Below are 26,325 nucleotides of genomic sequence, written 5' to 3' on the forward strand. Positions count from 1 at the left end.
CTGAAGTCGCCCCGTAACTCGCTCCCACGCTCCGCGTGGGAGTGTAGCCCCGACGCTCCGCGTCACGAGCCCGAACCCCGAACCCCGAACCCGCACCCACAGCCAGACCCCCGAGCTCAAATGGACCAAGCCCTCGCCCATCTCAAGGACCCCGACACCCCCATCGCCATCATCGGCCTGGGCTACGTCGGCCTGCCGCTCGCCGTGGAATTCGCCAAACACCGCCCCGTGGTCGGCTTCGACATCAACCAAACCCGCATCGCCGAGCTCAAAGCAGGTCGCGACACCACCCGCGAGACCAGCCCCGAAGACCTCGCCGCCGCCCGACACCTGACCTACACCAGCGACCTCGGCGCTCTGTGCCGCTGCCGCATCTTCATCGTCACCGTGCCCACCCCGGTCGACGACTACAAGCGCCCCGACCTCACGCCCCTGATCAAAGCCTCCGAGACCGTCGGCAAGGTGCTCAAACCCGGCGACCTGGTCATCTACGAATCCACCGTCTACCCCGGCTGCACCGAGGAAGACTGCGTCCCCGTGCTCGCCCGCGCCTCCGGTCTGACTTACCTCCACACCGACCGCCGCACCGCAGCACCCGAGACACCCCCCAACCCCGACCGCCGAGCATCCGCCTCAGCCGCAGGTCGGATGAGCGCCGGCGACATCCGACACCCCGCCGAGGCCACGGACGAAGCCCCAACCCCACCCGACCACAACGGCTTCTACTGCGGCTACTCCCCCGAGCGCATCAACCCCGGCGACCAGGAACACCGCCTCACCAACATCAAAAAGGTCACCAGCGGCTCCACCCCCGAGATCGCCGCCGTCGTCGATGCCCTCTACAACGAGATCATTACCGCCGGCACCCACCCGGCCAGCAGCATCCGCGTCGCCGAAGCCGCCAAGGTCATCGAGAACACCCAGCGCGATCTCAACATCGCCCTCATGAACGAGCTGGCCCTGATCTTCGACAAGCTCGGCATCGACACCCTCGAGGTGCTGGAAGCCGCCGGGAGCAAATGGAACTTCCTCCCCTTCCGCCCCGGCCTGGTCGGCGGACACTGCATCGGTGTCGACCCCTACTATCTGACCCACAAAGCCGTCGCCATCGGCTACCACCCCGAGATCATTCTCGCCGGGCGACGCATCAACGACCGCATGGGCGCCCATGTCGCCGAGGCCGTGGTGAAGCTCATGCTCAAGAGCGGCATCGATGTCTGCGAAAGCCGCATCCTGGTCTTGGGACTCGCCTTCAAAGAGAACTGCCCGGACCTGCGCAACACCCGCGTCATCGACATCATCCTGGCCCTGCGCGACTACAACATCGCCGTGGACTGCTACGACCCCTGGATCGACCGCGCCGAGGCCAAACACGAATACGGCCTCGACTGTCTACCCGAGGCCCCGGCGCCCGGAAGCTACGACGCCGTCATCCTCGCCGTCGCGCACCGCGATTTGGTCGAGTCGGGCGCGACCGGGATCCGCCGCTGGGCCAAACCCAAGGCGATCCTCTACGACGTTAAATCCGTTCTTCCGGTCAATACGGTGGACGGCCGGCTCTAGGCAACGCCCGGAGAGGCTCTCGCCATGTTGGGCACTGGTATGACAACTGAAACCGAAATCCGCTTACGGGGTATGCGAGCCCTCATTGAAGCGCTCGGTCTGGTCGAAGCCGAGCGATTCGTGGTCTCCATCAACCGAGAACGGTTCGATTACACGACGTGGCGCCAAAAAGGCTTGCCCGATTTAAGCATCGAGCAAATCGCAGCCTGTGCGAACCAACTGTCGGCCGACCTCGACACCAAGCCGAGCGCCTGACGGTCACCGCCGGCACCCACCCGGCCAGCAGCATCCGCGTCGCCGAAGCCGCCAAGGTCATCGAGAACACCCAGCCCGTTCTCAACATCGCCCTCATGAACAAGCTGGCCCTGATCTTCGACAAGCTCGGCATCGACACCCTCGAAGTGCTGGAAGCCGCCGGGAGCAAATGGAACGTCCTCCCCTTCCGCCCCGGCCTGGTCGGCGACCACTGCATCGGAGTAGTAGAACTCGCTCCCACGCTCCGCGTGGGAGTGTCGCCGGGACGCTCCGCGTCCCTGCTACCAGGTCAATGCGCACCCCCCGACGGTGCAGGCCTCACCAGCGCCCGGGCGCACTGCCCCGCGACGCAGAGCGTCGGGCCTACACTCCCACGCAGAGCGTGGGAGCGAGTTGGTGTGGGGCGTGGGAGCGAGTTGGTGTAGGGCGTGGGAGCGAGTTGGCGCAGGGCGTGGAAGCGAGTTGGCAGAGCACCAGCCACCTCGTGTTCGAACGCGCTCCCACGCGCCGAGATTGTGCAGAAACTCGCTCCCACGCTCCGCGTGGGAGTGTCGCCGGGACGCTCCGCGTCCCTGCCACCAAGTCGACGCGCCCCGCCAGCCATGCGTCGTGCGGCGCGGAACGTCGGGCCTACACGCCTACGCGAACGAACGTTGGGAACGAGAACGCGCTCATCCTCGCCGGGCGACGCATCAACGACCGTATGGGCGCCCATGTCGCCGGGACGGTGGTCAAGCTCATGCTCAATAACAGCATCGGTGTCTGCAACAGCCGCATCCTGGGCCTCGGCCTCGCCTTCAAGGAGAACTGCCCGGACCTGCGCAACACCCGCGTCATCGCCATCATCCCTGACGATCAAAGGGCTGGAGCGGCGCTTGGACGGGATTTTCGAGCCCGACGGGCACGATGGGCCGGTCTACGTGGTCGAATTCCAGGGTCAGCACTCGGAGAAGGCTTGGTACAATCTGGTGACCAAGATCGGTCTGTACGGCGAGGAGCATCCGCATCGGGACGTCATCGGCATTGGGATCTTTCTGCGCGAGCAAGACCGTCCGCGCTTTCCGCGCTGAGCGATGACCATCGCACCCTCACGGCCCAACCTAGGACCGGCATGGCAATCTCGATCGTCGGAGAAACCACACGATGAACCTCACCGTCCCCATCCCTGATCGGGCCGCCACGGCGCTAGCCGGACTGGCCAGGGCCCGCGGCCAGACTCCTGAACACGTCATCGCCACCCTGGTGGAGCAGCGGCCTCAACGATTCAACGATCCGACACGCGCTAGCGCAAACTGCGCAATGCTTCTAGGATCCCGTTGATTCACGGGGCCAAAGGGCAGATTGGCATCACCGATGATCAGGACCAAGAGCATAACCGGGAGTGGGCCATGACCGACACCATCGAAGGCCTCGTACTTGAGAACCTACGCGCGATTCGTGGGACACAGGACAAACATACCGAGCGCTTTGCCCGAATCGAATCGCGCATGGGCAACTTGGAACTGACGGTTGCCGGTATGCGGCGTGATTTGGCGCACATGTATGGCGAAATCGTCGAGCAGCACACACACACCGACCAACTCGTCGCCCGAATCGAACGCATCGAGCGTCGTCTGGAATTGCAGGACGGATGAACACTTAGAGTCAGCGGCAAACAGCGAACTCGTGGCATCGAACTTAGCCTCAGGTTTGTAGTCTTAACGTGACTACAATAGAGCCTCGCACACTGAGGAGAGCAAGCCATGGCAACTGCCAACACCTATGTTCGCGCCCGCATTGATGCCGATACCAAGGAACGCGCTGCGGCTGCGCTCGATGCGATGGGCTTGTCGGTATCTGATGCCATTCGCCTCTTGATGCTGCGCGTGGCCCAAGATCGCTGCCTTCCGTTCGAAGTGAAAGCTCCTAGCGCCAGTAGCCGTCAGGCTCTGGCCGAGATCGACGCTGGTGAGGCCGAACGCTTTGCGACCGTGGACGATCTGATGGCTGATCTGCATGCGGACGATTGACCGCCCCAGGTCCTTCAAACGCGATTACAAGCGCGAAGCGAAAGGTAAGCACGGCGTAACGCTCGACAGAGACTTGGTGCCGGTGCTGAAGGCACTGGTGGCGGACCAGGCACTGGAGCCGCGTTACCGCGACCATGACTTGAGCGGCGATTGGGTCGGCTACCGCGAATGCCACATCAAGCCAGATCTGCTGTTGATCTACAGCAAGTCTGGCGAAGACTTACTCATTCTCGCCCGTCTCGGTTCGCACAGCGAGCTCTTCGGCTGAACGCAGATTCCCGTCCGACTTCCTCGATCGTTGCACGGCGTCTGCGGGACTGGACCAGCCATAGCGCGGGGGACTGCCATGACCCCTGGATCGACCGCACCGAGGCCAAGCACGAATACGGCCTCGACTGTCTGCCCGAGGCGCCGGCGCCCGGCACCTACGACGCCGTCATCCTCGCCGTCGCCCACCGCGACTTCATCGCGATGGGCGCGACCGGGATCCGCCGCTGGGCCAAGCCCACGTCGATCCTCTACGACGTGAAGTCCGTTCTGCCGGTCGATGTCGTCGACGGTCGTCTCTAAGTGCAAAGGTCGGGTCGACGCCGTAGGTCGGGTTAGCGCAGCGTAACCCGACATCCCGGCTCAGCGTCGCTGCCGCCGCAAAGCGGGCCATCACCGAGCATCAAGATCAAGCACACGGCCGGGTGCGGGCCATGCCTGACGACAGCGAACACCGTCATCGCGCAGCGGAGCACGACGATCACCAACCAAGACCGTCCGCGCTTTCCGCGCTGGGCGAACCAGGCCGAAGCACCGTTGCTGCAGGTTGCGCTGCGGCGCGTCTTGCCGGACTGGCTGGCGCGCGAGCCGGACAACCCCTATGTGGCGGTCTTCGCGCCGCTGCTGATCGAGGACGACGACGACCTGCGTGCCCGTGCGCAGGGCTTATGGCGCACCGTTCAGGACGTGTCGCTTGCCCCCGAGGTGCGTGAGATTCTGGGGCAGGTGTTGGAGTTTTGGTTTTTCGAGCGATTTCGCGGACTGACTGCGAAGGAGATCTGGGCGATGCTGAATTTAGTGACCCCGATTCAGGAGACAAAGGCGTATCAATCGATCTTTGCCGAGGGCGAGGCGAAGGGCGAGGCCAAGGGCAAGGCCAAGGGCAAGGCCAAAGGCAAGGCCGAGGGTAAGGCCGAAAGCCTCAAGCGTCTGCTCACGCGCCGCTTCGGCCCATTACCCGCAGTGGCGGAGCAGCGGATCGACACGGCGCCGGTCGCGCAACTGGATGCCTGGCTCGACGGCATCTTCGATGCCGCCAGCCTGGAGGACCTGATCGGACACGACGCGGGGTGACCCCCGCGATCGCCGCCACCGTCGACGCCCTCGATAACGCGATCATCGCCGCCGGCCCCCACCCGGCCGGCAGCAACCGCCTCGCCGAGCTCATCGCGGGCCGTAGGCCGTAGCCGTAGGTCGGATTAGCGACAGCGTAATCCGACACCCCCCGGCAGCCACTCCAGACGGATGCGCGACAAAGGCCCACCGGCCATCTGCGACAAAACCCGAGGTCATCCTCGCCGGGCGACGCATCAACGACCGCATGGGCGCCCATGTGGCCGAAACCGTCGTCAAATTCATGCTCCAAAACGGCATCGGTGTCTGCAACAGCCGTATCCTGGGCTTCGCCTTCAAGGAAAACTGCCCGGACCTGCGCAACACCCGCGTCATCGAAATCATCCTGGCCCTGCGCGAACACACCATCGCGGTGGACTGTAGAACTCGCTCCCACGCTCCGCGTGGGAGTGTCGCCGGGGCGCTCCGCGTCCCTGCCACCAAGTCGACGCGCCCCGCCAGCCATGCGTCGTGCGGCGCGGAACGTCGGGCCTACACGCCTACGCGAACGAACGTTGGGAACGAGAACGCGCTCATCCTCGCCGGGCGACGCATCAACGACCGCATGGGCGCCCATGTCGCCGAGACCGTCGTTAAGCTCATGCTCAATAACAGCATCGGCGTCTGCAACAGCCGCGTGCTGGTCCTGGGCTTCGCTTTCAAAGAAAACTGCCCCGACCTGCGCAACACCCGCGTCATCGACATCATCCAGGCCCTGCGCGAATACAACATCGCCGTGGACTGCTACGACCCCTGGATCGACCGCACCGAGGCCAAGCAAGAATACGGCCTCGACTGTCTCCCCGAGGCCCCGGCGCCCGGCAGCTACGACGCCGTCATCCTCGCCGTCGCCCACCGCGACTTCATCGCGATGGGCGCGACCGGGATCCGCAACTGGGCCAAGCCCACGTCGATCCTCTACGACGTGAAGTCCGTTCTTCCGGTCGGTTCGGTCGACGGGCGCCTTTAAAAAACCGGGACGCAAGCCTGAAGCGACCGGTACGCTCCGCCTCTCCGTGCGTGGCGCTGTACAAGAGACTGCCGCAAGAGCCACAGGCGATTGCCGCAAAACAGCAACACCCCCCGGGATCGACGACTTGCAGTCGTCCTCTTCCGCTGCCCTGACGGCCGGCGGGGTCGAGCTCAACTCCGCGATCCCAGGCACCGCGCTGAACATGCTGAAGCCGGACGAAACGAACAAGGCCGGCTCGAGCTCACTCCCACGCGGACCGAATAACCTCGCGGTCTTCCCCTGTGCGTGAATCCGACCACCGGACGCCCCGCTCGATGACCGACGCCTCGCGCGACGACGACGACAGCCCCTGGAAGGAAGCGCTGGAGCGCGACTTCCCGGACTTTCTTACGCTCCTCTTTCCGCGGATCCATACCGCGATCGACTGGTCGAGAGGCCATGAGTCTCTCGACAAGGAGCTGCAGCGGGTCGAACGCGATGCCGAGTCCGGCCGGCGCCATGCCGACACGCTGGCCAAGGTTTGCATACCGTGCGCACGTTAACTCGCTCCCACGCTCCGCGTGGGAGCGAGTTGGCGCCCCCGGCGAGGTGGTCGGATTGACTGAAGTCGCCCCGTAACTCGCTCCCACGCTCCGCGTGGGAGTGTAGCCCCGACGCTCCGCGTCAAGAGCCCGAACCCTGACGCAAACCCACAGCCAAACCCCCGAGCCCAAATGGACCAAGCCCTCGCCCATCTGACGGACCCCGACACCCCCATCGCCATCATCGGCCTGGGCTACGTCGGCTTGCCGCTCGCCGTGGAGTTCGCCAAACACCGCCCCGTGGTCGGCTACGACATCAACCAAACCCGCATCGCCGAACTCGAGGCCGGTCGCGACAGCACCCGCGAGACCAGCCCCGAACACCTCGCCGCCGCCCGCCACCTGACCTACAGCAGCGATCTGGAAGCCCTGCGCCCCTGCCGCATCTTCATCGTCACCGTGCCCACCCCGGTCGATGCGTACAAGCGGCCCGATCTGACGCCCCTGATCAAGGCCTCCGAGACCGTCGGCAAGGTGCTCAAACTCGGCGACCTGGTCATCTACGAATCCACCGTCTACCCCGGCTGCACCGAGGAAGACTGCGTCCCCGTCCTGGAACGAATCTCGGGCTTGAGCTACCGTGCGTCCAACCAGCCGCAAGCCCCCACTCACCACTCACCACTTCTTCCTGGGCTACTCCCCCGAGCGCATCAACCCCGGCGACCACGAACACCGCCTCACCACCATCAAAAAAGTCACCAGCGGCTCCACCCCCCGCGATCGCCGCCATCGTCGATGCCCTCTACACCGAGATCATCACCGCCGGCACCCACCCGGCCAGCAGCATCCGTGTTGCCGAAGCCGCCAAGGTCATCGAGAACACCCAGCGCGATCTCAACATCGCCCTCATGAACGAGCTGGCCCTGATCTTCGACAAGCTCGGCATCGACACCCTCGAAGTGCTGGAAGCCGCCGGGAGCAAATGGAACTTCCTCCCTTTCCGCCCCGGCCTGGTCGGCGGCCACTGCATCGGAGTAGAACTCGCTCCCACGCTCCGCGTGGGAGTGTCGCCGGGACGCTCCGCGTCCCTGCCACCACGTCGACGCGCTCCCCCAGCCATGCGTCGTACGGCGCGGAACGTCGGGCCTACACGCCTACGCGAACGAACGTTGGGAACGAGAACGCGCTCATCCTCGCCGGGCGACGCATCAACGACCGCATGGGCGCCCATGTCGCCGAGACCGTCGTCAAACTCATGCTCCAAAACGGCATCGGTGTCTGCAACAGCCGCATCCTGGTCCTCGGCTTCGCCTTCAAGGAGAACTGCCCCGATCTGCGCAACACCCGCGTCATCGACATCATCCTGGCCCTACGCGAATACAACATCGCGGTGGACTGCTACGACCCCTGGATCGACCGCACCGAGGCCAAGCACGAATACGGCCTCGACTGCCTCGCCGAGCCCCCGGCCGAGGGCACCTACGACGCCGTCATCCTCTCCGTCGCCCACCGTGACTTCGTCGAGACCGGCGCGACCGGGATCCGCCGCTGGGCCAAACCCAAGGCGATCCTCTACGACGTTAAATCCGTTCTTCCGGTCAATACGGTGGACGGCCGGCTCTAGGCAACGCCCGGAGAGGCTCTCGCCATGTTGGAGCACTGGTATGACAACTGAAACTGAAATCCGCTTACGGGGTATGCGAGCCCTCATTGAAGCGCTCGGTCTGGTCGAAGCAGAGCGATTCGTGGTCTCCATCAACCGAGAAAGGTTCGATTACACGACGTGGCGCCAAAAAGGCTTGCCCGATTTGAGCATCGAGCAAATCGCAGCATGTGCGAACCAACTGTCGGCCGATCTCGACACGAAGCCGAGCGCCTAACGGTCACCGCCGGCACCCACCCGGCCAGCAGCATCCGCGTTGCCGAAGCCGCCAAGGTCATCGAGAACACCCAGCGCGATCTCAACATCGCCCTCATGAACGAGCTGGCCCTGATCTTCGACAAGCTCGGCATCGACACCCACGAAGTGCTGGAAGCCGCCGGGAGCAAATGGAACGTCCTCCCCTTCCGCCCCGGCCTGGTCGGCGGACACTGCATCGGAGTAGAACTCGCTCCCACGCTCCGCGTGGGAGTGTCGCCGGGACGCTCCGCGTCCCTGCCACCACGTCGACGCGCCCCGCCAGCCATGCGTCGTGCGGCGCGGAACGTCGGGCCTACACGCCGACGCGAACGAACGTTGGGAACGAGAACGCGCTCATCCTCGCCGGGCAACGTATCAACGACCGCATGGGCGCCCATGTCGCCGAGACCGTGGTCAAACTCATGCTCAATAACAGCGTCGGCGTCTGCAACAGCCGCATCCTGGTCCTCGGCTTCGCCTTCAAGGAAAACTGCCCGGACCTGCGCAACACCCGCGTCATCGACATCGTCCTGGCCCTGCGCGACTAAAAAATCGCGGTGGACTGCTACGACCCTTGGATCGACCGAGCCGAGGCCAAACACGATTACGGCCTCGACCGTCTGCCCGAGGCCCCGGCGCCCGGCAGCTACGATGCTGTCATCCTCGCCGTCGCGCACCGCGACTTCATCGCGATGGGGGCGACCGGGATCCGCCGTTGGGCCAAACCCAAGTCGATCCTCTATGACGTGAAATCTGTTCTATCGTCGATACGGTCGACGGGCGCCTCTAAAGTCAGTTCCGAGAATCGTCACCCCGACTGCTACGACCCCTGGATCGACCGCGCCGAGGCCAAGCACGAATACGGCCTTGAGTGTCTACCCGAGGCTCCGGCGCCCGGCAGTTACGACGCCGTTATCTTCGCCGTCGCCCATCGCGATCTCATCGAAATGGGCGTGATCGGGATCCGATGATGGGCCAAACCCGAGTCGATCCTCTACGATCTGAATCCGTTCTGCCGGTTAAACGCGTTGAAGGCCGTCTCTACGCGAATTCAAGTTGAACGAATCAGGTTTGATGATGATGAAATCGAATATCGCCAGCTCACTGAAACCCTAAGGCTGTAACTAGAAAAACGCGTAATGCACCAAAATCCTCTCCGCGACATCCCCCACTACTTAAGTACTTTCCAGACCTATTTGGGCCCCCGGATATACTTGGTCTTTGGGCTCACCCTTATGGCGGCCCTCGCCGAAGGCGTCGGCATTCTCATGCTGCTTCCGCTGTTGCAGGGGCTGGATACCGGTACCGCCGCAGAGCCCACAACCGGTGCCGCCAAGCTACTGCACGATTTGCTCGCCAGCCTGGGGTTGGCAAACTCCACCGTTGTGATCCTACTCGTCATCACCGTTGCCTTTATCGCCAAGGGCGCACTCACCTTCGGTGCATTGGGCTTCAACGCTTATTTGCGTGGGCAACTGCTGCGCGAGCTGAAAGTTCGTCTATTCGACGACTACAGCCGCATGAGCTATGGCTACTACGCCCATAATGATACCGGCCATTTCATAAACCTGATCAACGAGCAGATCACTCAGACGCTGCAGTCATTCCAGTTTCTAACCCAACTAGGCTCGCAGTTGATCAATAGCATTATCTATGCTGCCTTGGCTTTCATTGTTGCGTGGCGCTTTGGTTTGATGGCGCTGATCCTCGGCTTAATGTTACTCTTTTTATTTCGTTGGATCAATATCTACGTCCGCCAGGTCTCGCGACTAGCCGCGGTTGAAAACGGCAACCTGGCTAAGCTACTCATTCAGTTTCTACACGCCTTCAAATACCTAACCTCAACTGATCAGGTCGGTCCAATACGTAGCAAAATTAAAATATCTGTTGTCCGCCTCACCGGCTATCAGATACGTACTGGCGTCGCGGCTAGTTTCACCCAGGCGGTGCGCGAACCGATCGTGGTGATCTTCATCATGCTTCTCGTACTAATACAGCTTGTCCTCCTTCAGCAGCCCCTAGCGCCGATCCTGGTCTCTTTAGTTTTATTTTACCGATCCCTCAGCGCCACCGTTGCATTGCAGGGAAATTGGCAGCAGACACTTAATCTGATTGGTTGCTTGGAACTGGTTCGTGATGAGTTTATCGCCCAGGACAAGCATCGCGTCTCCGACGGCACCCAGTTCGCAGAGCCTCTTAGGCAAGGTATGAGCTTGTGTGATGTGTACTTCAGTTATGAGTCATCTCTTGGCGACGTGCTTAAAGGCATTAGTCTCGATATTCCGGTGCGTACATCCGTCGCGCTCGTCGGCGAGTCCGGTGCCGGTAAGTCCACCATCGTTGACTTGCTCACCCTTATACTCAAGCCGCAACGCGGGCAGGTCCTAATTGATGGCGTTCCCGGCGATCAAATCCAACTGGCTAGTTGGCGCCGGCAGATCGGCTATGTTTCCCAAGAGACTGTCGTTTTTGACGACAACATCGCCAACAACATCTGCATGTGGGCAGGCGACATCAGCAAAGACCAGTGTCTAATGGACAGTGTCCGCGAGGCCGCGCGCCAGGCACATATCGACCATTTCATCGAGACCTTGCCGGAAGGCTACCAGACCCTGGTCGGCGACCGCGGTGTGCGTCTTTCCGGTGGTCAGCGACAGCGCCTCTTCATAGCCCGCGAATTGTTTCGCAAACCGAACTTACTGATCCTGGACGAGGCGACCAGCGCGCTCGACTCAGAGTCCGAACTCTTCATCCAGAAAAGCATCGACGCCCTCAAGGGTCGCATTACCGTTGTCATCATTGCCCATCGCATTTCCACCATCCGCAATGTTGACCACGTCTACGTCTTCGACCAGGGCCGACTGGTGGAGCATGGGCCTTACGAGGAATTGCGCGATTCAAATGACTCCCGATTCGGCAAGCTGGTGGCCATGCAGGCTCTGTGACCCACAAACCAAAGATAAACGTCATGAAAGAAACGCAATCCATCCTCATAACCGGCGGTACCGGCTCCTTCGGCAAGGCATTCGTCAAGACCGTACTCGAGCGCCACCCCGATATCAAGCGACTGGTCATCTTCAGCCGCGACGAGCTCAAGCAATTCGAGATGTCGCAGGTCTTCGACCCCAAGACCTACCCCGGCATCCGCTATTTCATCGGCGACGTGCGCGACTACAACCGCCTCAAGCGCGCCCTGGAAGGCATCGACACCGTCATCCATGCCGCCGCGCTCAAACAGGTCCCGGCGGCCGAATACAACCCCTTCGAATTCATCAAGACCAACATCCTCGGCGCCCAAAACCTCGTCGACGCCTGTCTGGACAGCGGTGTGAAGCGGGTCATCGCGCTCTCCACCGACAAGGCCGCCGCGCCCATCAACCTCTACGGCGCCACCAAGCTCTGCTCGGACAAGCTCTTCACCGCCGCCAACAACGTTCGCGGGCATCGCGATATCCGCTTCGCCGTCGTGCGCTACGGCAACGTCATGGGCAGTCGAGGCTCGGTCATCCCCTTTTTCCTGGAGCGGCGCAAGACCGGCATCCTGCCCATCACCGACCCGGAGATGACACGCTTCAACATCAGCCTTCAGGACGGTGTCGACATGGTCCTCTGGGCGCTGGAAAACGCCCACGGCGGCGAGATCTTCGTCCCCAAGATCCCCAGCTATCGCATCATGGACGTCGCCGAGGCCATCGGTCCGGAGTGCGAGCGTCCGATCATCGGCATCCGGCCGGGTGAAAAGATCCACGAAGAGATGATCACCGCCAGCGATAGCTTCAACACCGTCGACCTCGGCCGCTACTTTGCCATCCTGCCGCAGTCGGCCAAGTACAGTCGTGAGCAATACTGCGACCTCAACGGGTGTAAGCCGGTGCAGGAAGGCTATGCGTACAACAGCGGTACCAACCCGGATTTCCTCACGGTCGGTCAAATCCGTGATCTGATCCGCGAACATGTCGATCCGGACTTCACGGCCTAATCCATGATTCCATATGGTCGCCAAGACATCACCGAATCGGATATCGCCGCAGTCACAGATGTTCTACGCTCGGATTACCTGACCCAGGGGCCTGCTGTTCCTCGCTTCGAGCAAGCCGTGGCGGATTACTGTGGTGCGGCCTATGGCGTCGCCGTCAATAGCGCCACCAGCGCATTGCACATCGCCTGCCTGGCACTGGATCTCGGACCCGGCGAGCGGCTCTGGACCTCCCCCAACACCTTTGTTGCTTCGGCCAACTGCGCACGCTATTGCGGCGCCGAAGTCGATTTCGTCGATATCGACCCGCGCACCTACAACCTCAGCGTCGAGGCCCTAGCCGCCAAACTGGAACAGGCCGAGCACGATGGCCGGCTGCCTAAGATCGTAATCCCGGTACATTTCGCCGGCCAACCCTGCGACATGCCCTCCATCCACGCCCTCGGCCAGCACTACGGTTTCCACGTCATCGAAGACGCCTCGCACGCCATCGGTGGCAAATATAAGGGCGAGTCCATCGGCAATGGCCGCTACAGCGATATCACGGTGTTCAGCTTCCACCCGGTCAAGATCATCACCACCGCCGAAGGCGGCATGGGGCTGACCAACGACGCCGAACTCGCAAACAAAATGGCCCTGCTGCGCAGCCACGGCATCACCCGCGACCCAGCGCAGATGACGCGCGCGCCTGACGGCCCCTGGTATTACCAGCAGATAGAGCTCGGATTCAACTACCGCATGACCGATCTGCAGGCCGCGCTCGGCGTCAGCCAGATGGCGCGCCTTGACCACTACGTCGCCCGCAGGCACAAACTGGCCGCACGCTACGACGCGTTGCTCGTAGACCTGCCGGTCACCCGCCCCTGGCAGCATCCCGACAGCTACTCCGGCCTGCACCTCTATGTCATCCGGCTGCAACTCGACCAGATCCGCAAAACGCGCCGGGAGGTGTTCGACGCGCTGCGAGAGCAGGGGATCGGCGTGAACCTGCACTACATCCCCGTGCATACCCAGCATTATTACCAGCAAATGGGTTTCAAGGCGGGGGACTTCCCGGAGGCAGAACGCTATTACGCCGAGGCGATCAGCCTGCCGATGTTTCCAACGATGACTGAGGCCGAGCAGGATCAGGTGATTGCAGTTCTCGAATCGGTGTTGACATGAAGGTCGCGATCATTCCCGCCCGCGGCGGCAGCAAGCGCATCCCGCGTAAAAACATCAAGTCCTTCTGCGGTAAGCCAATGATCGCCTGGTCGATCCAGGCCGCCCAGGTCAGCGACTGCTTCGACCAGGTCATCGTTTCGACCGACGACGATGAGATCGCAGAAGTCGCGCGCGCCTGCGGCGCCGATGTTCCGTTCAAGCGCCCGGCCGAGCTCTCGGACGACTACACCGGTACCATCCCCGTTGTCGCCCACGCCATCGACTGGATGAGCACGAACATCACGCCCGTCGAACACGCCTGCTGCCTCTACGCTACCGCCCCCTTCCTCCAGGCCGAAGACCTGCGTCGTGGGTTCGACGTGCTGGAGCAAAGCGGCGCCGATTACGCCTTCTCCGTCACCAGCTACGCTTCTCCCATCCAGCGCGCCATCCGCATCACCGCCGACCAGCGCGTGGAAATGTTCAACCCCGAGCGCTTCAACACCCGCTCGCAGGACCTGGAAGAAGCCTTTCACGACGCCGGACAGTTCTACTGGGGCCGCGCCACAGCCTGGCTGGCGGCCAAACCGCTGTTCTCCCACGACGCCGTCCCGGTACTGCTGCCGAGCCATCGGGTGCAGGATATCGACACTGAGGAAGACTGGGTACGTGCGGAATTAATGTTCAAGGTTATCAATCAATCGCGAGGAAAATAGCCATGAGCTTCAAAACAACGCAGGAAACGTTTTGGGCCGGAAATTTCGGCACCGAGTACATCCAGCGCAACCAGGGCGATGGCCTGCTAGCATCCAACCTCGCCTTCTTTTCCAACGCGCTACACCAAGCTCACGGCATTCAGAGCTGCATCGAGTTCGGCGCCAACATCGGGATGAACCTCAAGGCACTCAAGCTGCTGTACCCTGGGATTGACGCCCACGCCATCGAAATCAATGCCGAAGCCGCGAAACACCTGGGCGAGGTGATCCCCCCCCCAACACGTGCACAACAGCTCCATTCTCGATTTCGTTCCATCACGGCAGTGGGACCTGACCCTGATCAAGGGTGTGCTCATCCACATCAACCCTGAGGCGCTACCCCAAGTCTACGACAAGCTCTTCGCGGCGTGCGGGAGCTACCTGATGGTGACGGAGTACTACAACCCGGTGCCGGTGGCTATTCCCTATCGCGGCCACACCGACCGTCTCTTTAAGCGCGATTTTGCCGGCGAGGTCATGGACCGCCACCCGCAGCTGCAACTTGTGGACTATGGCTTCGTTTACCACCGCGACCCCAACTTCCCGCAAGATGACATCACTTTTTTCCTGATGAAAAAGCAGTGATCGTAGCCTTTCGCACTGACGCATCGCTCGACATCGGCACCGGACATGTCATGCGCTGCCTGACGCTGGCCGACGCCCTGCGCGAACGCGGTGCCGCTTGCCGGTTCATCTGCCGCGCCCATCCGGGCAACCTAATCGATCTCGTCCGTGACCGCGGCCACACCGTTGTCGACCTGCCTGCCGCATCCTATGACCTGCCGCCTGCCTCCGTCACCGCCAGCGCACCCGCCCACGCCCGGTGGCTCGGCACCGACTGGGCCACCGACGCCCGCCAGACCGCCAATGCGCTCGCCGATGCGCCGTTCGACTGGATCATCGTCGACCACTACGCCCTCGACGCCCGCTGGGAACACCTACTGCGCCCGGCCTGTCAACGCCTGATGGTCATCGATGACCTGGCCGACCGCCCCCACGACTGCGATCTGCTGCTCGACCAGAACCTCGGCCGCAACGCGGGCGATTACGCATCGCAGGTCCCGCGTGACTGCACCCTACTCATCGGCCCGCGCTACGCCTTGCTTCGGCCCGAGTTCGCCGCTCTGCGCGCGCAAAGCCTTGCGCGCAGGGAGAAGCCCCAATTCAAGCGCTTGTTGATCACGATGGGCGGCGTGGATAAGGACAATGCAACGGGCCAGGTACTCGACGCCCTGAAGGACTGCGCACTCCCGGCAGGCTGCGAGATTACGGTGGTGATGGGGCCGCACGCACCGTGGCTCGAAAAGATCAAGGCACAAGGTCACGGCATGCCTTGGTCGACCACTGTCTTGACCAATGTAGCCGACATGGCACGCCTGATGACCGAAAGCGATCTTGTAATTGGCGCGGCTGGTAGTAGCTCATGGGAGCGATGCTGCCTCGCTCTTCCCTCAATGATCCTCGTCCTTGCAGACAATCAACGAGTCATTGCACACGCCTTGCAAGCCAATGGCGCAGCCCGACTGGCTGAACTCAGCACGTTACGCAGGGAGCTTTCCGCTTTCATCCAGGAATTGACCAGTATCGAAGCGACGCTTACCAATGTGCGCACTGGCGCCCCTGCCATTACCGATGGTCTGGGTGCTTTGCGAGTTACGGCCCAAATCATGGAGCAGCGTTGTCAGTGAGAATTTCCCTTTTGTGTAGCGATGCAGCGCATCCGGTCAATGCCCATCTCGAACGATGGATGCGCGAAAACGCAGCACGTCACGAAATCGAACTTGCGCGCTGCAAGGCAAACCTCCAAGGCGGCGATATCTTGTTCCTGATTTCCTGCTCGGAGATCATTCGTGCAAGCGATCGTGGTGCATACCGTGCATGCCTCGTGCTACACGCCAGTGATTTGCCACGTGGTCGTGGCTGGAGTCCACATATCTGGGAAATCACGCAGGGCGCAGATATCATCACACTGACTTTGCTTGAGGCAGCAGACAGGGTCGACAGCGGTAGGATCTGGCATAAGGTTCGAATCCCCATTCCCAAGGATGCCTTGTGGGACGAAATCAACGAGGCACTTTTCAACGCTGAAATTGGTTTGATTAGTTATGCAGTCGACAACTTTGCCCACGTCGATCCTCAGCCGCAGGACACAACGATCGAATCAACGTATTACCGGCGCCGCACCCCAAACGACAGTCGGATCGATCCGATGATAAGCGTCGCCGAGCAGTTCGATTGTATTCGCGTCTGCGACCCAAATCGTTTCCCTGCGTTCTTTGACCTCAACGGTCATCGCTACAAGTTAATCTTGGAAAAACTTGATGAGTAAACAGATCGCCATTGAAAAGCGTCCGATTGGGCTAGCGTGCCCGCCTTACGTCATCGCCGAAATGTCCGCCAATCATAACGGAAACCTCGATACTGCCTTCAAGATTATCGAAGCTGCAAAGGCTGCTGGTGCCGACGCCGTTAAGATTCAGACGTACCGGCCCGACACCATTACTCTCAAATCGGATCTGCCTGATTTCCAGATCACGGATGGCTTGTGGGCCGGAAGGACCCTCTTCGACCTGTATGAGTGGGCACACACCCCCTGGGAATGGCACAAGCCCCTCTTCGAGCACGCACGCAAGCTCGGAATCACGATCTTCAGCTCGCCCTTCGACAGCACTGCGGTCGACCTGCTCGAAGACCTCAACGCCCCGGCCTACAAGATTGCATCCTTCGAAGCGATCGACCTGCCACTGATCAGGTACGTCGCCAGTACTGGCAAGCCCATGATCATCTCAACCGGCATGGCCGACGCCGAGGAGATTAAGGAAGCCATCGATGCCGCCCACGCCGGCGGCTGCAAGGAGCTTGCCATCCTCCACTGCGTCAGCGGCTACCCGGCCCCGGCGGAAGACTACAACCTGCGCACCATTCCCGACATGATCGAGCGCTTCGGCTTGGTCACCGGCCTGTCCGACCACACCCTCGACAACACCACAGCGATCGCTAGTATCACCATGGGAGCCTCGATCATCGAGAAGCACTTCACCCTCGACCGCACGGGTGGTGGCCCTGATGACAGCTTTTCCCAGGAACCGGCCGAACTCGCAGCACTCTGTCGCGACACCAAGACAGCCTGGGCTGCGCTTGGCGACGTGGATTACGGGCGCAAGTCGAGCGAGCAGGGGAACGTGAAGTTTCGACGGTCACTCTATTTCGTGAAGGATTTGAAGGCGGGAGACTTGATCACGGCCGATGCAGTGAGGAGCGTGAGGCCGGGATTTGGCCTGCCGCCAAAATGTCTGGAATCGGTTGTGGGTCGACGGCTGTCGGCCAATGTGGGTTGTAATACGCCCGTGACTACAGATGTTCTTGTCTGTGTATGGAATGAGTTCCTACACCCCGGACACGATGACACTTAGATCCGATAGCATTGACTTCTTCATCAGTGATCCGATTTCCTTATAGGTGGGGCCCTCCATGCACAAGCTCTACCAGCAGGCCCACACACCCTTGGAGTGGCATAGCCCCATTAGGGAACGGGCGCGAACCGGTCCGGCGCCACCGTTCCCCGCGACTGGATCGGCACCGTTTTTCGTTACACCTCCAAGGTAAGCCGAAGGGTTCTGCGCTTCTCATTTAAAACCGTATCTTAAACCGGCGTCCCTGGTGCCCTATGAACGTGAACTGCCACTTATGCTGATGGCGTATCTGTTAATTGCTAAGCTGTAAACCGTTGTCCGCTGATTAGCCCGTTTCGTGATAAACCGGTAACTACTCGGTGCACTCCTACAGGAAAGCAATCTATCAGCAGATTCATAACTTGAGCTCAAAGCATTTCTGTCCAGCGATTGAGTGATGAATGATGAAATTCCTTAACCCCGAGATTTACCTGCAAATATTGCAGACGCTGGAGATTAAGTCTGCTGAATCACCCCATTTGGATAATCCGTCATTTGGAGAAATGTTGCGACGGCTTGTCAAGTCCCTACTAGTTAAGACAATAAAGCCTGAAGAATCAGGGCCTGTCGTTGTGATTTACATTGGGGAAAGGCGAAAGACATCCGACTATTTAAAGGCAGTACAAATGGCACTCGGCGCGAATGTTAAGTCTATCATATTCGACGACGCTGACCTTACAGCTGAAAGGCCGTCGTTGGCAAGTTTATTACGGCTAGTGAAGCGGTTGCGGATAATCTTCCACATTCTCTCTCTTTACGACCCAGTCTCGTTTGAATCAGGCAGAGATGTATGTTCGCCAGTCACTGAATATTTTCTAAGGTTCGAGAAGACCTCTAAAATCATCGGGCTAATCGAATTCGTACGAGCATTGGATGCGGCTGAATTCCACTCACTCATACCTCTGACCGATACATCGATCATCCTAAATTGCTACTTTATTAACAGCCGCCTGCCTACCTATAACTACGATTGGGGAGTATCGATAGAGGCATTCCCCGAGCTTATGCGGAAAAGCACATCGTTCGCTAAAAGCCGATCACTTTGTCTTAATAAAAGTTCGACTGAACGTATTATAGGTAATCCCATTGAAACCTGGCGAGGGAATCGATTAAACGCTTCGGGAAGAATTAGTAGCCTGGTAATATTGGACTGGGGCTTGTCTAAATCCATCAGCTATGAACTGTATTGCACTATGATCTCTCTGAGCATCGAAGTGTACGAAATTTTGAACCAAAAACTCCAAGGCTCCGTAAAGCTTTCCTTTAAGAAAAGGGGTAATAGTCTTTCCGATTCAGATTTGAGAAAACTTCTTCCTGGGGAAGTTGAAATAATCCCAGTCGAAAAGCGGCTAGGAGACATTTTCACTACAACCTCCATTGTTGGAATGCACTACGCTTCGACAGCAAAGTTCGAAATGGCCGCTAATCGAGTTCCGCAAATTGATCTTGTGCTTCTGTTTGCAGCATGTAGCGCGAAGCCGTCTGTTGAAAAGCGCGTTATATCCCCGTATTGCGAACTCGAGATTGGACTGCGGCCTCAGTCGCTGGATGAAATCCGACGCTCCGACATCTCTTCGTTAGTTGGACTTATGCTTCAAGATAAATCTGAAATCACCTATGATATTAATGAGTGTGCAGAAATGATCCGAATTGCGCTGCCATCGAGATAGCTCGCTCAGCAGCTCAAACTGTGACCGTAAGTGTTAAGTGTCGACTGGTGGAGCATATGGGCAAAAGCGTCGTTTATCTTCCTGCATCTGACATAAACGCTACTCGCAACTTGCGTCAAAGAAACGGCGGAATTCGGCGCACTCAACAGATTGAAAGCCTACTACGATACGATGTAATGCTTGCTCCACCATGCTCTGACGCTACGAGTTGGTGGAGTCATCTTTTGAGCTTTCTGAGTGGCATGCGTAATGCTCCTATTAGTGGCTTCGGAAAGTCATTTGTAATGTCAGCCATTTACGTCGGATGGTTTAATCGAGCACTCGGTAAAGCGAAAATTTCGCTAGAAAACACAGTTTTCTTGCTTGAGACAGCATCGGGTGCGTCTACTCATATCGCAGCCTATCTCGCAGAAGCGAAAGCAGATTACTATTTGTTCCCACACAATATCGAGTCCCTCGTTTATCGAGGTATGAATTCTTACATAAAAGCAGTAAATCAGTTTTCGCTTGACATCCGGAGCAGTCGAGGAGCGAAGGCATGCTTTACAATCAGTCCATTAGACACCTTCATCTTGTCGGCACTATCAGCCAAGGCTGTCACGCTACCTTATTATCCTGTCTCACAGGATGTGATGAAGTGCCAAAGTATCTACTCGAAGCGACTTGGCAGGCAAGCAACTAACCGGCTGCTTTTTTTAGGTTCAGTGGTGAATTTTCCTACCAGGGAGGGAACTATAAAGCTTATTAGTCAGTTCAAAGAACATTTAGCGACTAAGTACCTTCTTGATGTTGTGGGGTACGGTACGGAACAATTGCGGAATATGGCGACACCAAGAATCAAAGTTCATGGGACGCTTAGTGACGAAATGCTTCATGATCTTTTGGTAGAGATTGACGCCGTTGTCCTATATCAGCCTCCGACTACTGGATTTCTGACCCGTATCGTCGAGTTAAATCTATCAGGGGTACCTGTTTTCTTGAATATTGAGTATATAGCAGGTTGCTCTTTGGAAAATTACGGTGTCAATATTTATCGGAAGCTAACGGACATTGACGGGATGTTGTTCCCTCAAAGTACTACTGGTACGGTATTCTCGCCCCCTAACCTGGGAGGTGAGTATCCTTTTCTGCGCATTTGAACGGAACCGTTCACCTGGATTTCCAACCACGCATGGTGGCTCGGCGCTTGCTCCCCGTCGACCGAGCCGACCTCGCTCGATACCATGGTGCGGTTCGTCGCCGGCCTCGGCGGTTTCCTTAACCGCAGAGGCGACCGCTTCTGGGTGCTGCAAACGATTGGGATCGGCTTGCAACGCTCCGCTGATATCGTTATCGCGCTACAGGCGCAGAGCGACACCAACGGAAGTCATCGGTAATAGCGTCGGTGCTAGTAGTGTGTCGCCGCTGTCAGTGGTGCAACCGCATACCGAGGCGTTGCGACAGTCTGAGCAAGCTAGACCGAGCAAGGCGACGATTGGCAAAAGTGCTGGCGCGATGACACCGCCGACTGCATCCGATACCCATATTATTTGTAGGCCGCGTGCGCCCTTTAGATGCCATGATGTTAGCCCTGCGCCCCAAGAATGGTACAGAAAAAGGACATCTTGCCGATCACGCACGAGTCGGCCCGCCATAGTGTTCCCTATGAGCGCCCAATCGATGACGGCGCAACTTCGGCACCCGAACCTAAAGGCCCGCTCGCCCCGTAACCTGACATCCAAAAGTGCACAACCGGAAATTCGGGGACGACGACGCTGAAGATCGTACTTGTAAATGTGAAAAATCACCGCGACTACGCTGAATTAACCCATCAATCCGCCGGATGTTATTCGTTCGACAAATGGTAGTAAACAACCAAAAGCTGCTTTTGTGGTTGGGGTTCGCATCCATCATTCTTTTGCCCAATCACGATATTTTTAACTACCTTTTCAAAGGTACTCCTCTATTTATCTGGAAGCAGGCTTTAGCGTTCATGCTGCTCGTCACGTCAATTCAATATGCGAGCAGAATGGCAAATTCGCTAATTGGAAGTTCCAGTGTAAGAAAGCTAGGAAGCATTCTTATTTATCTTATCGTTTTTGCAGCCTTGCTCGGGTTAGCGAATGGCCTTTCATTGATTCGCGTTGCATATGGTTCTATCGCATACGTTGGCTTTATGGGAATGATGGTCTTTGCGAGCTTAGTTGTGCAACGCAAGATGCTCCATACTGTACTAAATACATTTGTCTTTTTGGGCTTATTTATTGGCTGCGGTCTCATTTTTGACTATTTTACCTCCTATCTGTCGTTTCTGCCGAGGGCGGCAGACCTAAGTATTACGGAGCAGTTAGATGGCGGGCATTTGCGTCGTGTAGGATTTTTTCTCGGGTCCGTTAATGTCGGTTTCCCTTTTTTGAGCTTTTGTCTCGTTGCAGCGGCACTCGTTCTGAAGAAGCGCAGAAATAGTGCAGCGCTTTTGCGTTATTCTTCCCTCCTGCTTGTATTGATTCTTGGGACCTATTTGACCGGCAGTCGCTCTTCCATTATGCTGTTAATTTCGTTCGCGATGATATTGACGGTACTTGCCTTCAAAGGTTTATCCCTCAGCAAAAAATTCCAATTCTTCATATATGCCGCTGCCGCCCTTCCATTTGTCATGACATACGCAAGTTCATTTGTTTTTCAGGCGGACATGTTAATGGCGCGATACTCTAACGCGTTGGATCAGTCCGCTCTTGGCAACGACTTAAGGTATGTCGTATGGCAAGAGGGTCTTGCGTTGTTCCAGGACGCAAAGCTTTATGTGGTGGGTAACGGGGTAGGTAGCAGCTTAGCGATGATCCAAGACGGCTTCACTTCTACAGGGCATTACGAAAGCTCCTTCTTCCAAAGCTTTTCTGAGGCAGGTCTTGCGGGTTTAGTAATTCGCTATTTTCCGGGAGTTTATTGCATTTGGCTGCTCATTTTTCGAGGTTGTAGAATCTCCTTCGTAGAGAAAAGCTTGCTCCTTTGGCTTGTTTTCTACGTGGTGTCGGTGTCTGGCGCTCCGAATGCCGCAGCGTATCACACACAGATGACATACTTCTTTGTAGTCGGTCTTTCGTTGCATGTCGCGTATGTCAGAATTTACGTATATGGACTCTCAGCTGGGGGGCGCTTGGTAAATTCAAACAGGTGGAAGGCAAGCGTTATCTGAATACGAGATAGTAGTGCCGGAATCAGCGATCCCGCAGACGTATATAATAGATGCGATTGTGATTAAATCAGTCGATAACTCTACTCTATTTGACGCTCCAAATTTTTTGCCAAACTAGCCGAAAGCGATATTAGACTTTATCAGCGTTTGGACCACCTGCGGGTTAGTCAGGCGGCATCAGACGTTAACATTTCGATCCGCAACGCAATGCGTTGTCGCGACCTACTTGTGAATAAGGTTTTTGGCGAAATGAATATCCCGACCGCGATATACACTTTCCCGGAGGTGAAAATTCGTCTGAATAGGGAGTTACGTCGCCCTTAAAAACTTTGTCGCTAGTCACAAGTCAGGGGATTTTTCAGATGAGCTAAATTCTCCAATTGGGAGTTGCCTATGTTTCCTCGTTACGCTGCAAATCTAATCTCAACCATTATGCCTCCCACCAGGGCGTTTTGGTTGAAGCGGTGGTTGTTTAAATCCGCTGGCCTTGATCTTGGTCAAAAGGTGAAGATCACATCAGAGATGAAGGTGTTCGGGCGCGGAAGTGTCGTAATAGGTGACGAGACCTGGATCGGTGTCGGCACAGAATTCCAAGTTCCAGCCGGAAAGAAGGTACTGATCGGGCGATGTTGTGACATCGCGCCGAGGGTCAGATTCCTATGCGGCACTCATATGGTTGGGGATAGTAGTCGACGTGCTGGTCCTGGCGCGAGTGAGGATATCGAGGTAGGTGACGGGGCCTGGATTGGGGCGGGCGCCATGCTTTTGCCGGGCGTTTCAATTGGTGATGGCTGCGTTGTGGCTGCGGCAACGGTTGTTCTGAAAGGGCATTATCCTCCGAATGTTCTTCTGGCTGGAAACCCCGCAAGAATAGCGAAGTACTATGAGCAATAAGTCGGTAGCAAGAATAATCTATGTCGGAATGGTTAATACGACGGCTTACTGCGATCATATCGGCCTGCCTCTGCACGTGGGGCCAGGTTCAAATAAAATGACTAGCGTTATCAGGGCGATGCGAAGCGTCGGGGTGAGAAGCTACCTAGTTTCCTTTCCGGTGTTAGGAAGAGGGGCGAAAATTAGTGTAACCGGTACTGTGAGGCTCAGGGGTGGGGGAATCCCTCAGTTATACTTTCCTGGGATTCGTGATAGGTATTTCAGGAAAATTGCATCTTTGTTTCTCTTCGGTTTGTATTGCTTGTTTCGTGTGCGTCCTTCGGATCATATAGTTGTTTATAATTTCGCGTTCGAGTACATTTTGGGAGTGATGGTCCTGTACTTTAGGAGGCAGCCAGCTATCCTAGATATCGAGGATAGTCCGCGTATTGACGAGACTGGCTTCAGAGGAGCGGTGAACCGGATACTATTTCCTCTTTTCTGCCGAATTACAGCAACAAGAAAGCTCGTAGTCTCAGAACGGTTAGCAAAAGATTTACATCTTAAGGATTATTGCGTTGTTTATGGCGCTATTGAGTCTGTTCCGGTGAGTAGGCAGATTGATGTTGCGTCGCACTGGAGCCAGGTTGCCGGTGGCGCACCACTGTCGCTACATTATGGCGGGTCTCTATGCGTGGAAACGGGATTGGATTTATTTTGTGGAGCTGTGGAGCGCTTGTTTCGAGTTGTTCCGCGTGACCGCTGTTATCTACGCATTGTTGTGACGGGTTTTGGTGGTTTTGGTAGTTCTGACCGGATAAAGAAGTTGCAGGCTCTTTCTAAGCACACAGGTATTAGTGTCGAGTTTTACGGAGAACTTACACGGCCTGAGTATCTTCGTCTTATGATATCATGTCATGCTGCATTGGCTTTGAAGTTACCGGATTCCGAAATGGGTAAGACAACGTTTCCCTCAAAGGTTGTCGAGATTACTAGCCTTGGACTGCTTTTGATTTCAACCTCCGTTAGCGATGTACCTCAGCTTTTTGATCGAACTAACGCGGTACTGCTGAGTAAGGCTTCAGCTTCAGAGCTGGCAAGTACGATCTGTTCCGTTCTGAACAATGCTGCCGACATGGCAGGTGTTGCAATCCGCGGACGCGATCGTGCTTATGACCTTTTCGGGCAGAAGGCGGTAGGGCTCATGGTATCGGATTTCGTTCTTGGTCGTCGAGTTTCCAAGAGACGCGTTTCCGAGAAAATCGCGCAGGGCAGTCGTTTGGTGTGAGGTTTGCTTTGGAGAACATGGCTGTCTGTGCAGGCGGTTCCGATCTTACAACATCCTCCTCCAACCTGCCTACCCGTTCAATGAAGTTTGAGGGTTTATGAGATTCCCACAACTGCGGGATGCTTTTTTGTCGGTCAGTCGAGGGGGGGAGGGGGCGGCTGCAATTGATGATGTGTGGTTTTGGCAGAGAGCGGTGTCTCCACATATGGCATATCTGGCGGAGGCACTGGCACAACGCGGATTCAATGTTGTCTATGTGACAGAAATTGCACTCGCTGAAGACCGTGAAAGGCAGGGTTGGCCGATGCTTGAGCCAAGGGATGTACGCCTTGTTGTCGCACCAACTAAGCCGCAAATTCGGGATCTCATTGAAGGAGCAGCCGCGGGCTCGGTTCATCTGTGTCAGGGATTAATGAGGAACGGAATGGTAGCCTATGCTCAGTCAAGGTTAGCGAAACGAGGGTTACAGCAATGGGTCTTGATGGAAACTGTTAAAGATAGCGGGATAAGTGGGCTGCTGAGAAGGCTCGCATATCAGTATTCATTTTTTGTAAAGAAAAGCGGGATCCAAGGCGTGTTGGCGATAGGGCATCGTACACCAGACTGGGTCGGCGACCGAGGCATCGCTACAGCACGTATCGTGCCTTTCGCCTATTTTCTGAAAGATGTGTGCTTGGACATAAGTGGTGTTAGGGTCGGGGCTCGGTATAACTTTGTTTTCGTCGGACAGTTTGTTAAGCGAAAGCGGCTATCGCTTCTTCTAGATGCCTTGTCAGAACTACGAGATTATGATTTTGGGTTAAAAGTCATCGGAGCAGGGCCTTTAGAGATGGAACTTAGGAGAATGGGGTTAAAAATGCTCGGTGATCGCGTCGAGTGGATTGGTGTTGTGCCTATGGATGACGTACTGAATCATGTCGCTCGGGCTGATTGCTTGGTTCTTCCGAGTGCACACGACGGGTGGGGAGCGGTCGTTTCCGAGGCATTGATGGTCGGAACTCCTGCAGTGTGTAGCGATGCATGCGGGTGTGCTGCTGTTGTCACTTCAAGCGGATATGGAGGAGTGTTCGGCACGGATGATTATAGAGGCTTGGTCTGCTTGCTGCGCACCGTTATTTCGAGGGGGCGCCTGATTGACGAAGAGCGTCACGCATTGGCCGCATGGGCGCGGTGCCTCGGTGCTACCAGGGGGGGGGAATATCTTCAGGAGATTCTTGCCGCGAGTAATACTGAGCATTCCCGTCCAACGCCGCCATGGGCAATCGATTAGAGCTTTGGTGGTATAACGCGGAAGCTTCCGGATTCTAGCGCAGTCAGGCGTCAGTGGTACTGGGGGAAGGCTGCGATTTCGACAGGGTTTGCGCGAATCTCGGCACCCCCCCAACTCGACTT

Annotated in this window: 24 protein-coding genes and 4 pseudogenes; all 28 read left to right on the plus strand. The window is 57.5% G+C overall.

The genetic code is table 11. From position 1 onward, the window contains the following. Positions 1-120 precede the first annotated feature (120 nt). The 28 genes and pseudogenes from BDD21_RS13020 to BDD21_RS13165 all read left to right on the plus strand — a co-directional run bounded on the left by BDD21_RS13020 (position 121) and on the right by BDD21_RS13165 (position 26,203). Positions 121-1,563 carry a nucleotide sugar dehydrogenase gene (locus BDD21_RS13020; protein ID WP_120797531.1) on the plus strand — a complete coding sequence of 481 codons (1,443 nt, stop codon included), beginning with the start codon at positions 121-123 and terminating at the stop codon, positions 1,561-1,563. Between the two features lie 257 nt (positions 1,564-1,820). After that, positions 1,821-2,042: pseudogene (locus tag BDD21_RS13030) on the plus strand (nucleotide sugar dehydrogenase); the annotation flags it as partial. 651 nt (positions 2,043-2,693) lie between these two features. Next, a complete protein-coding gene (locus BDD21_RS13040) occupies positions 2,694-2,888 on the plus strand; it encodes a DUF2887 domain-containing protein (protein WP_425470244.1) in 195 nt (64 codons plus the stop codon). Between the two features lie 318 nt (positions 2,889-3,206). Continuing rightward, complete coding sequence (locus BDD21_RS13045) at positions 3,207-3,452, plus strand: hypothetical protein (protein WP_120799913.1); 246 nt, start codon at positions 3,207-3,209, stop codon at positions 3,450-3,452. A 108-nt stretch (positions 3,453-3,560) separates the two neighbouring features. Further along, the gene (locus BDD21_RS13050; protein ID WP_120797533.1) at positions 3,561-3,827 is read left to right on the plus strand and encodes a type II toxin-antitoxin system RelB/DinJ family antitoxin; all 267 of its coding nucleotides are present in this window, start codon (positions 3,561-3,563) and stop codon (positions 3,825-3,827) included. Beyond that, the gene (locus BDD21_RS13055; protein ID WP_120797534.1) at positions 3,814-4,095 is read left to right on the plus strand and encodes a type II toxin-antitoxin system YafQ family toxin; all 282 of its coding nucleotides are present in this window, start codon (positions 3,814-3,816) and stop codon (positions 4,093-4,095) included. The genes BDD21_RS13050 and BDD21_RS13055 overlap by 14 nt, the downstream gene beginning before the upstream one ends. Positions 4,096-4,574: 479 nt before the next feature. Next, positions 4,575-5,168 (plus strand): DUF2887 domain-containing protein, encoded by a 594-nt coding sequence (locus BDD21_RS13065; protein WP_342769624.1) that lies wholly within the window; start codon positions 4,575-4,577, stop codon positions 5,166-5,168. A 205-nt stretch (positions 5,169-5,373) separates the two neighbouring features. Then, positions 5,374-5,586: pseudogene (locus BDD21_RS13070) on the plus strand (UDP binding domain-containing protein); the annotation flags it as partial. Positions 5,587-5,808: 222 nt separating this feature from the next. Beyond that, positions 5,809-6,177, plus strand: a complete 369-nt coding sequence (locus tag BDD21_RS13075) for a UDP binding domain-containing protein (RefSeq protein WP_245969916.1) — start codon at positions 5,809-5,811, stop codon at positions 6,175-6,177. Between the two features lie 317 nt (positions 6,178-6,494). Further along, on the plus strand, positions 6,495-6,722 hold the full coding sequence (locus tag BDD21_RS13080) for a hypothetical protein (protein ID WP_120797535.1): 228 nt from the start codon (positions 6,495-6,497) through the stop codon (positions 6,720-6,722). A gap of 171 nt (positions 6,723-6,893) precedes the next feature. After that, positions 6,894-8,325: pseudogene (locus BDD21_RS28265) on the plus strand (nucleotide sugar dehydrogenase). 40 nt (positions 8,326-8,365) lie between these two features. After that, positions 8,366-8,581 carry a hypothetical protein gene (locus tag BDD21_RS13090; protein WP_120797532.1) on the plus strand — a complete coding sequence of 72 codons (216 nt, stop codon included), beginning with the start codon at positions 8,366-8,368 and terminating at the stop codon, positions 8,579-8,581. Positions 8,582-8,583: 2 nt separating this feature from the next. Continuing rightward, positions 8,584-9,391 (plus strand): annotated as a pseudogene (locus BDD21_RS29210) (nucleotide sugar dehydrogenase); the annotation flags it as partial. A gap of 445 nt (positions 9,392-9,836) precedes the next feature. Beyond that, positions 9,837-11,546, plus strand: a complete 1,710-nt coding sequence (locus tag BDD21_RS13110) for an ABC transporter ATP-binding protein (RefSeq protein WP_245969581.1) — start codon at positions 9,837-9,839, stop codon at positions 11,544-11,546. A 23-nt stretch (positions 11,547-11,569) separates the two neighbouring features. Continuing rightward, positions 11,570-12,580, plus strand: a complete 1,011-nt coding sequence (pseB, locus tag BDD21_RS13115) for a UDP-N-acetylglucosamine 4,6-dehydratase (inverting) (RefSeq protein ID WP_120797538.1) — start codon at positions 11,570-11,572, stop codon at positions 12,578-12,580. A 3-nt stretch (positions 12,581-12,583) separates the two neighbouring features. Next, positions 12,584-13,741, plus strand: coding sequence for a UDP-4-amino-4,6-dideoxy-N-acetyl-beta-L-altrosamine transaminase (gene pseC, locus BDD21_RS13120; RefSeq protein ID WP_120797539.1), 1,158 nt, complete (start codon positions 12,584-12,586; stop codon positions 13,739-13,741). Next, the gene (gene pseF, locus BDD21_RS13125; protein ID WP_120797540.1) at positions 13,738-14,436 is read left to right on the plus strand and encodes a pseudaminic acid cytidylyltransferase; all 699 of its coding nucleotides are present in this window, start codon (positions 13,738-13,740) and stop codon (positions 14,434-14,436) included. Before pseC ends, pseF begins: the two co-directional genes overlap by 4 nt. Positions 14,437-14,438: 2 nt before the next feature. Then, a complete protein-coding gene (locus BDD21_RS28270) occupies positions 14,439-14,807 on the plus strand; it encodes a class I SAM-dependent methyltransferase (RefSeq protein WP_211335235.1) in 369 nt (122 codons plus the stop codon). Continuing rightward, positions 14,719-15,060 (plus strand): pseudaminic acid biosynthesis-associated methylase, encoded by a 342-nt coding sequence (locus tag BDD21_RS28275; protein ID WP_211335044.1) that lies wholly within the window; start codon positions 14,719-14,721, stop codon positions 15,058-15,060. The genes BDD21_RS28270 and BDD21_RS28275 overlap by 89 nt, the downstream gene beginning before the upstream one ends. After that, entirely contained in the window at positions 15,057-16,163 is a 1,107-nt protein-coding gene (gene pseG / locus BDD21_RS13135; protein WP_120797541.1) for a UDP-2,4-diacetamido-2,4,6-trideoxy-beta-L-altropyranose hydrolase, read from the plus strand. Before BDD21_RS28275 ends, pseG begins: the two co-directional genes overlap by 4 nt. Next, a complete protein-coding gene (locus BDD21_RS13140) occupies positions 16,160-16,804 on the plus strand; it encodes a formyltransferase family protein (RefSeq protein ID WP_120797542.1) in 645 nt (214 codons plus the stop codon). Before pseG ends, BDD21_RS13140 begins: the two co-directional genes overlap by 4 nt. After that, entirely contained in the window at positions 16,797-17,888 is a 1,092-nt protein-coding gene (gene pseI, locus BDD21_RS13145) for a pseudaminic acid synthase (protein ID WP_120797543.1), read from the plus strand. Before BDD21_RS13140 ends, pseI begins: the two co-directional genes overlap by 8 nt. Positions 17,889-18,328: 440 nt before the next feature. Next, a complete protein-coding gene (locus BDD21_RS27455; protein WP_147431071.1) occupies positions 18,329-19,597 on the plus strand; it encodes a hypothetical protein in 1,269 nt (422 codons plus the stop codon). 284 nt (positions 19,598-19,881) lie between these two features. After that, positions 19,882-20,736, plus strand: coding sequence for a hypothetical protein (locus BDD21_RS27460; RefSeq protein WP_211335045.1), 855 nt, complete (start codon positions 19,882-19,884; stop codon positions 20,734-20,736). A 701-nt stretch (positions 20,737-21,437) separates the two neighbouring features. Then, positions 21,438-22,772 carry an O-antigen ligase family protein gene (locus BDD21_RS13150; RefSeq protein ID WP_170164747.1) on the plus strand — a complete coding sequence of 445 codons (1,335 nt, stop codon included), beginning with the start codon at positions 21,438-21,440 and terminating at the stop codon, positions 22,770-22,772. Positions 22,773-23,444: 672 nt separating this feature from the next. Beyond that, positions 23,445-23,666 (plus strand): DapH/DapD/GlmU-related protein, encoded by a 222-nt coding sequence (locus BDD21_RS29050; RefSeq protein ID WP_281269179.1) that lies wholly within the window; start codon positions 23,445-23,447, stop codon positions 23,664-23,666. A gap of 277 nt (positions 23,667-23,943) precedes the next feature. Further along, on the plus strand, positions 23,944-24,933 hold the full coding sequence (locus BDD21_RS13160; protein WP_170164748.1) for a glycosyltransferase: 990 nt from the start codon (positions 23,944-23,946) through the stop codon (positions 24,931-24,933). Between the two features lie 205 nt (positions 24,934-25,138). Then, positions 25,139-26,203 carry a glycosyltransferase family 4 protein gene (locus tag BDD21_RS13165; protein WP_170164749.1) on the plus strand — a complete coding sequence of 355 codons (1,065 nt, stop codon included), beginning with the start codon at positions 25,139-25,141 and terminating at the stop codon, positions 26,201-26,203. The last annotated feature ends 122 nt before the right edge of the window (positions 26,204-26,325 follow it).

Origin of the sequence: Thiocapsa rosea (genome assembly GCF_003634315.1) — a bacterium.
Taxonomy (GTDB): domain Bacteria; phylum Pseudomonadota; class Gammaproteobacteria; order Chromatiales; family Chromatiaceae; genus Thiocapsa; species Thiocapsa rosea.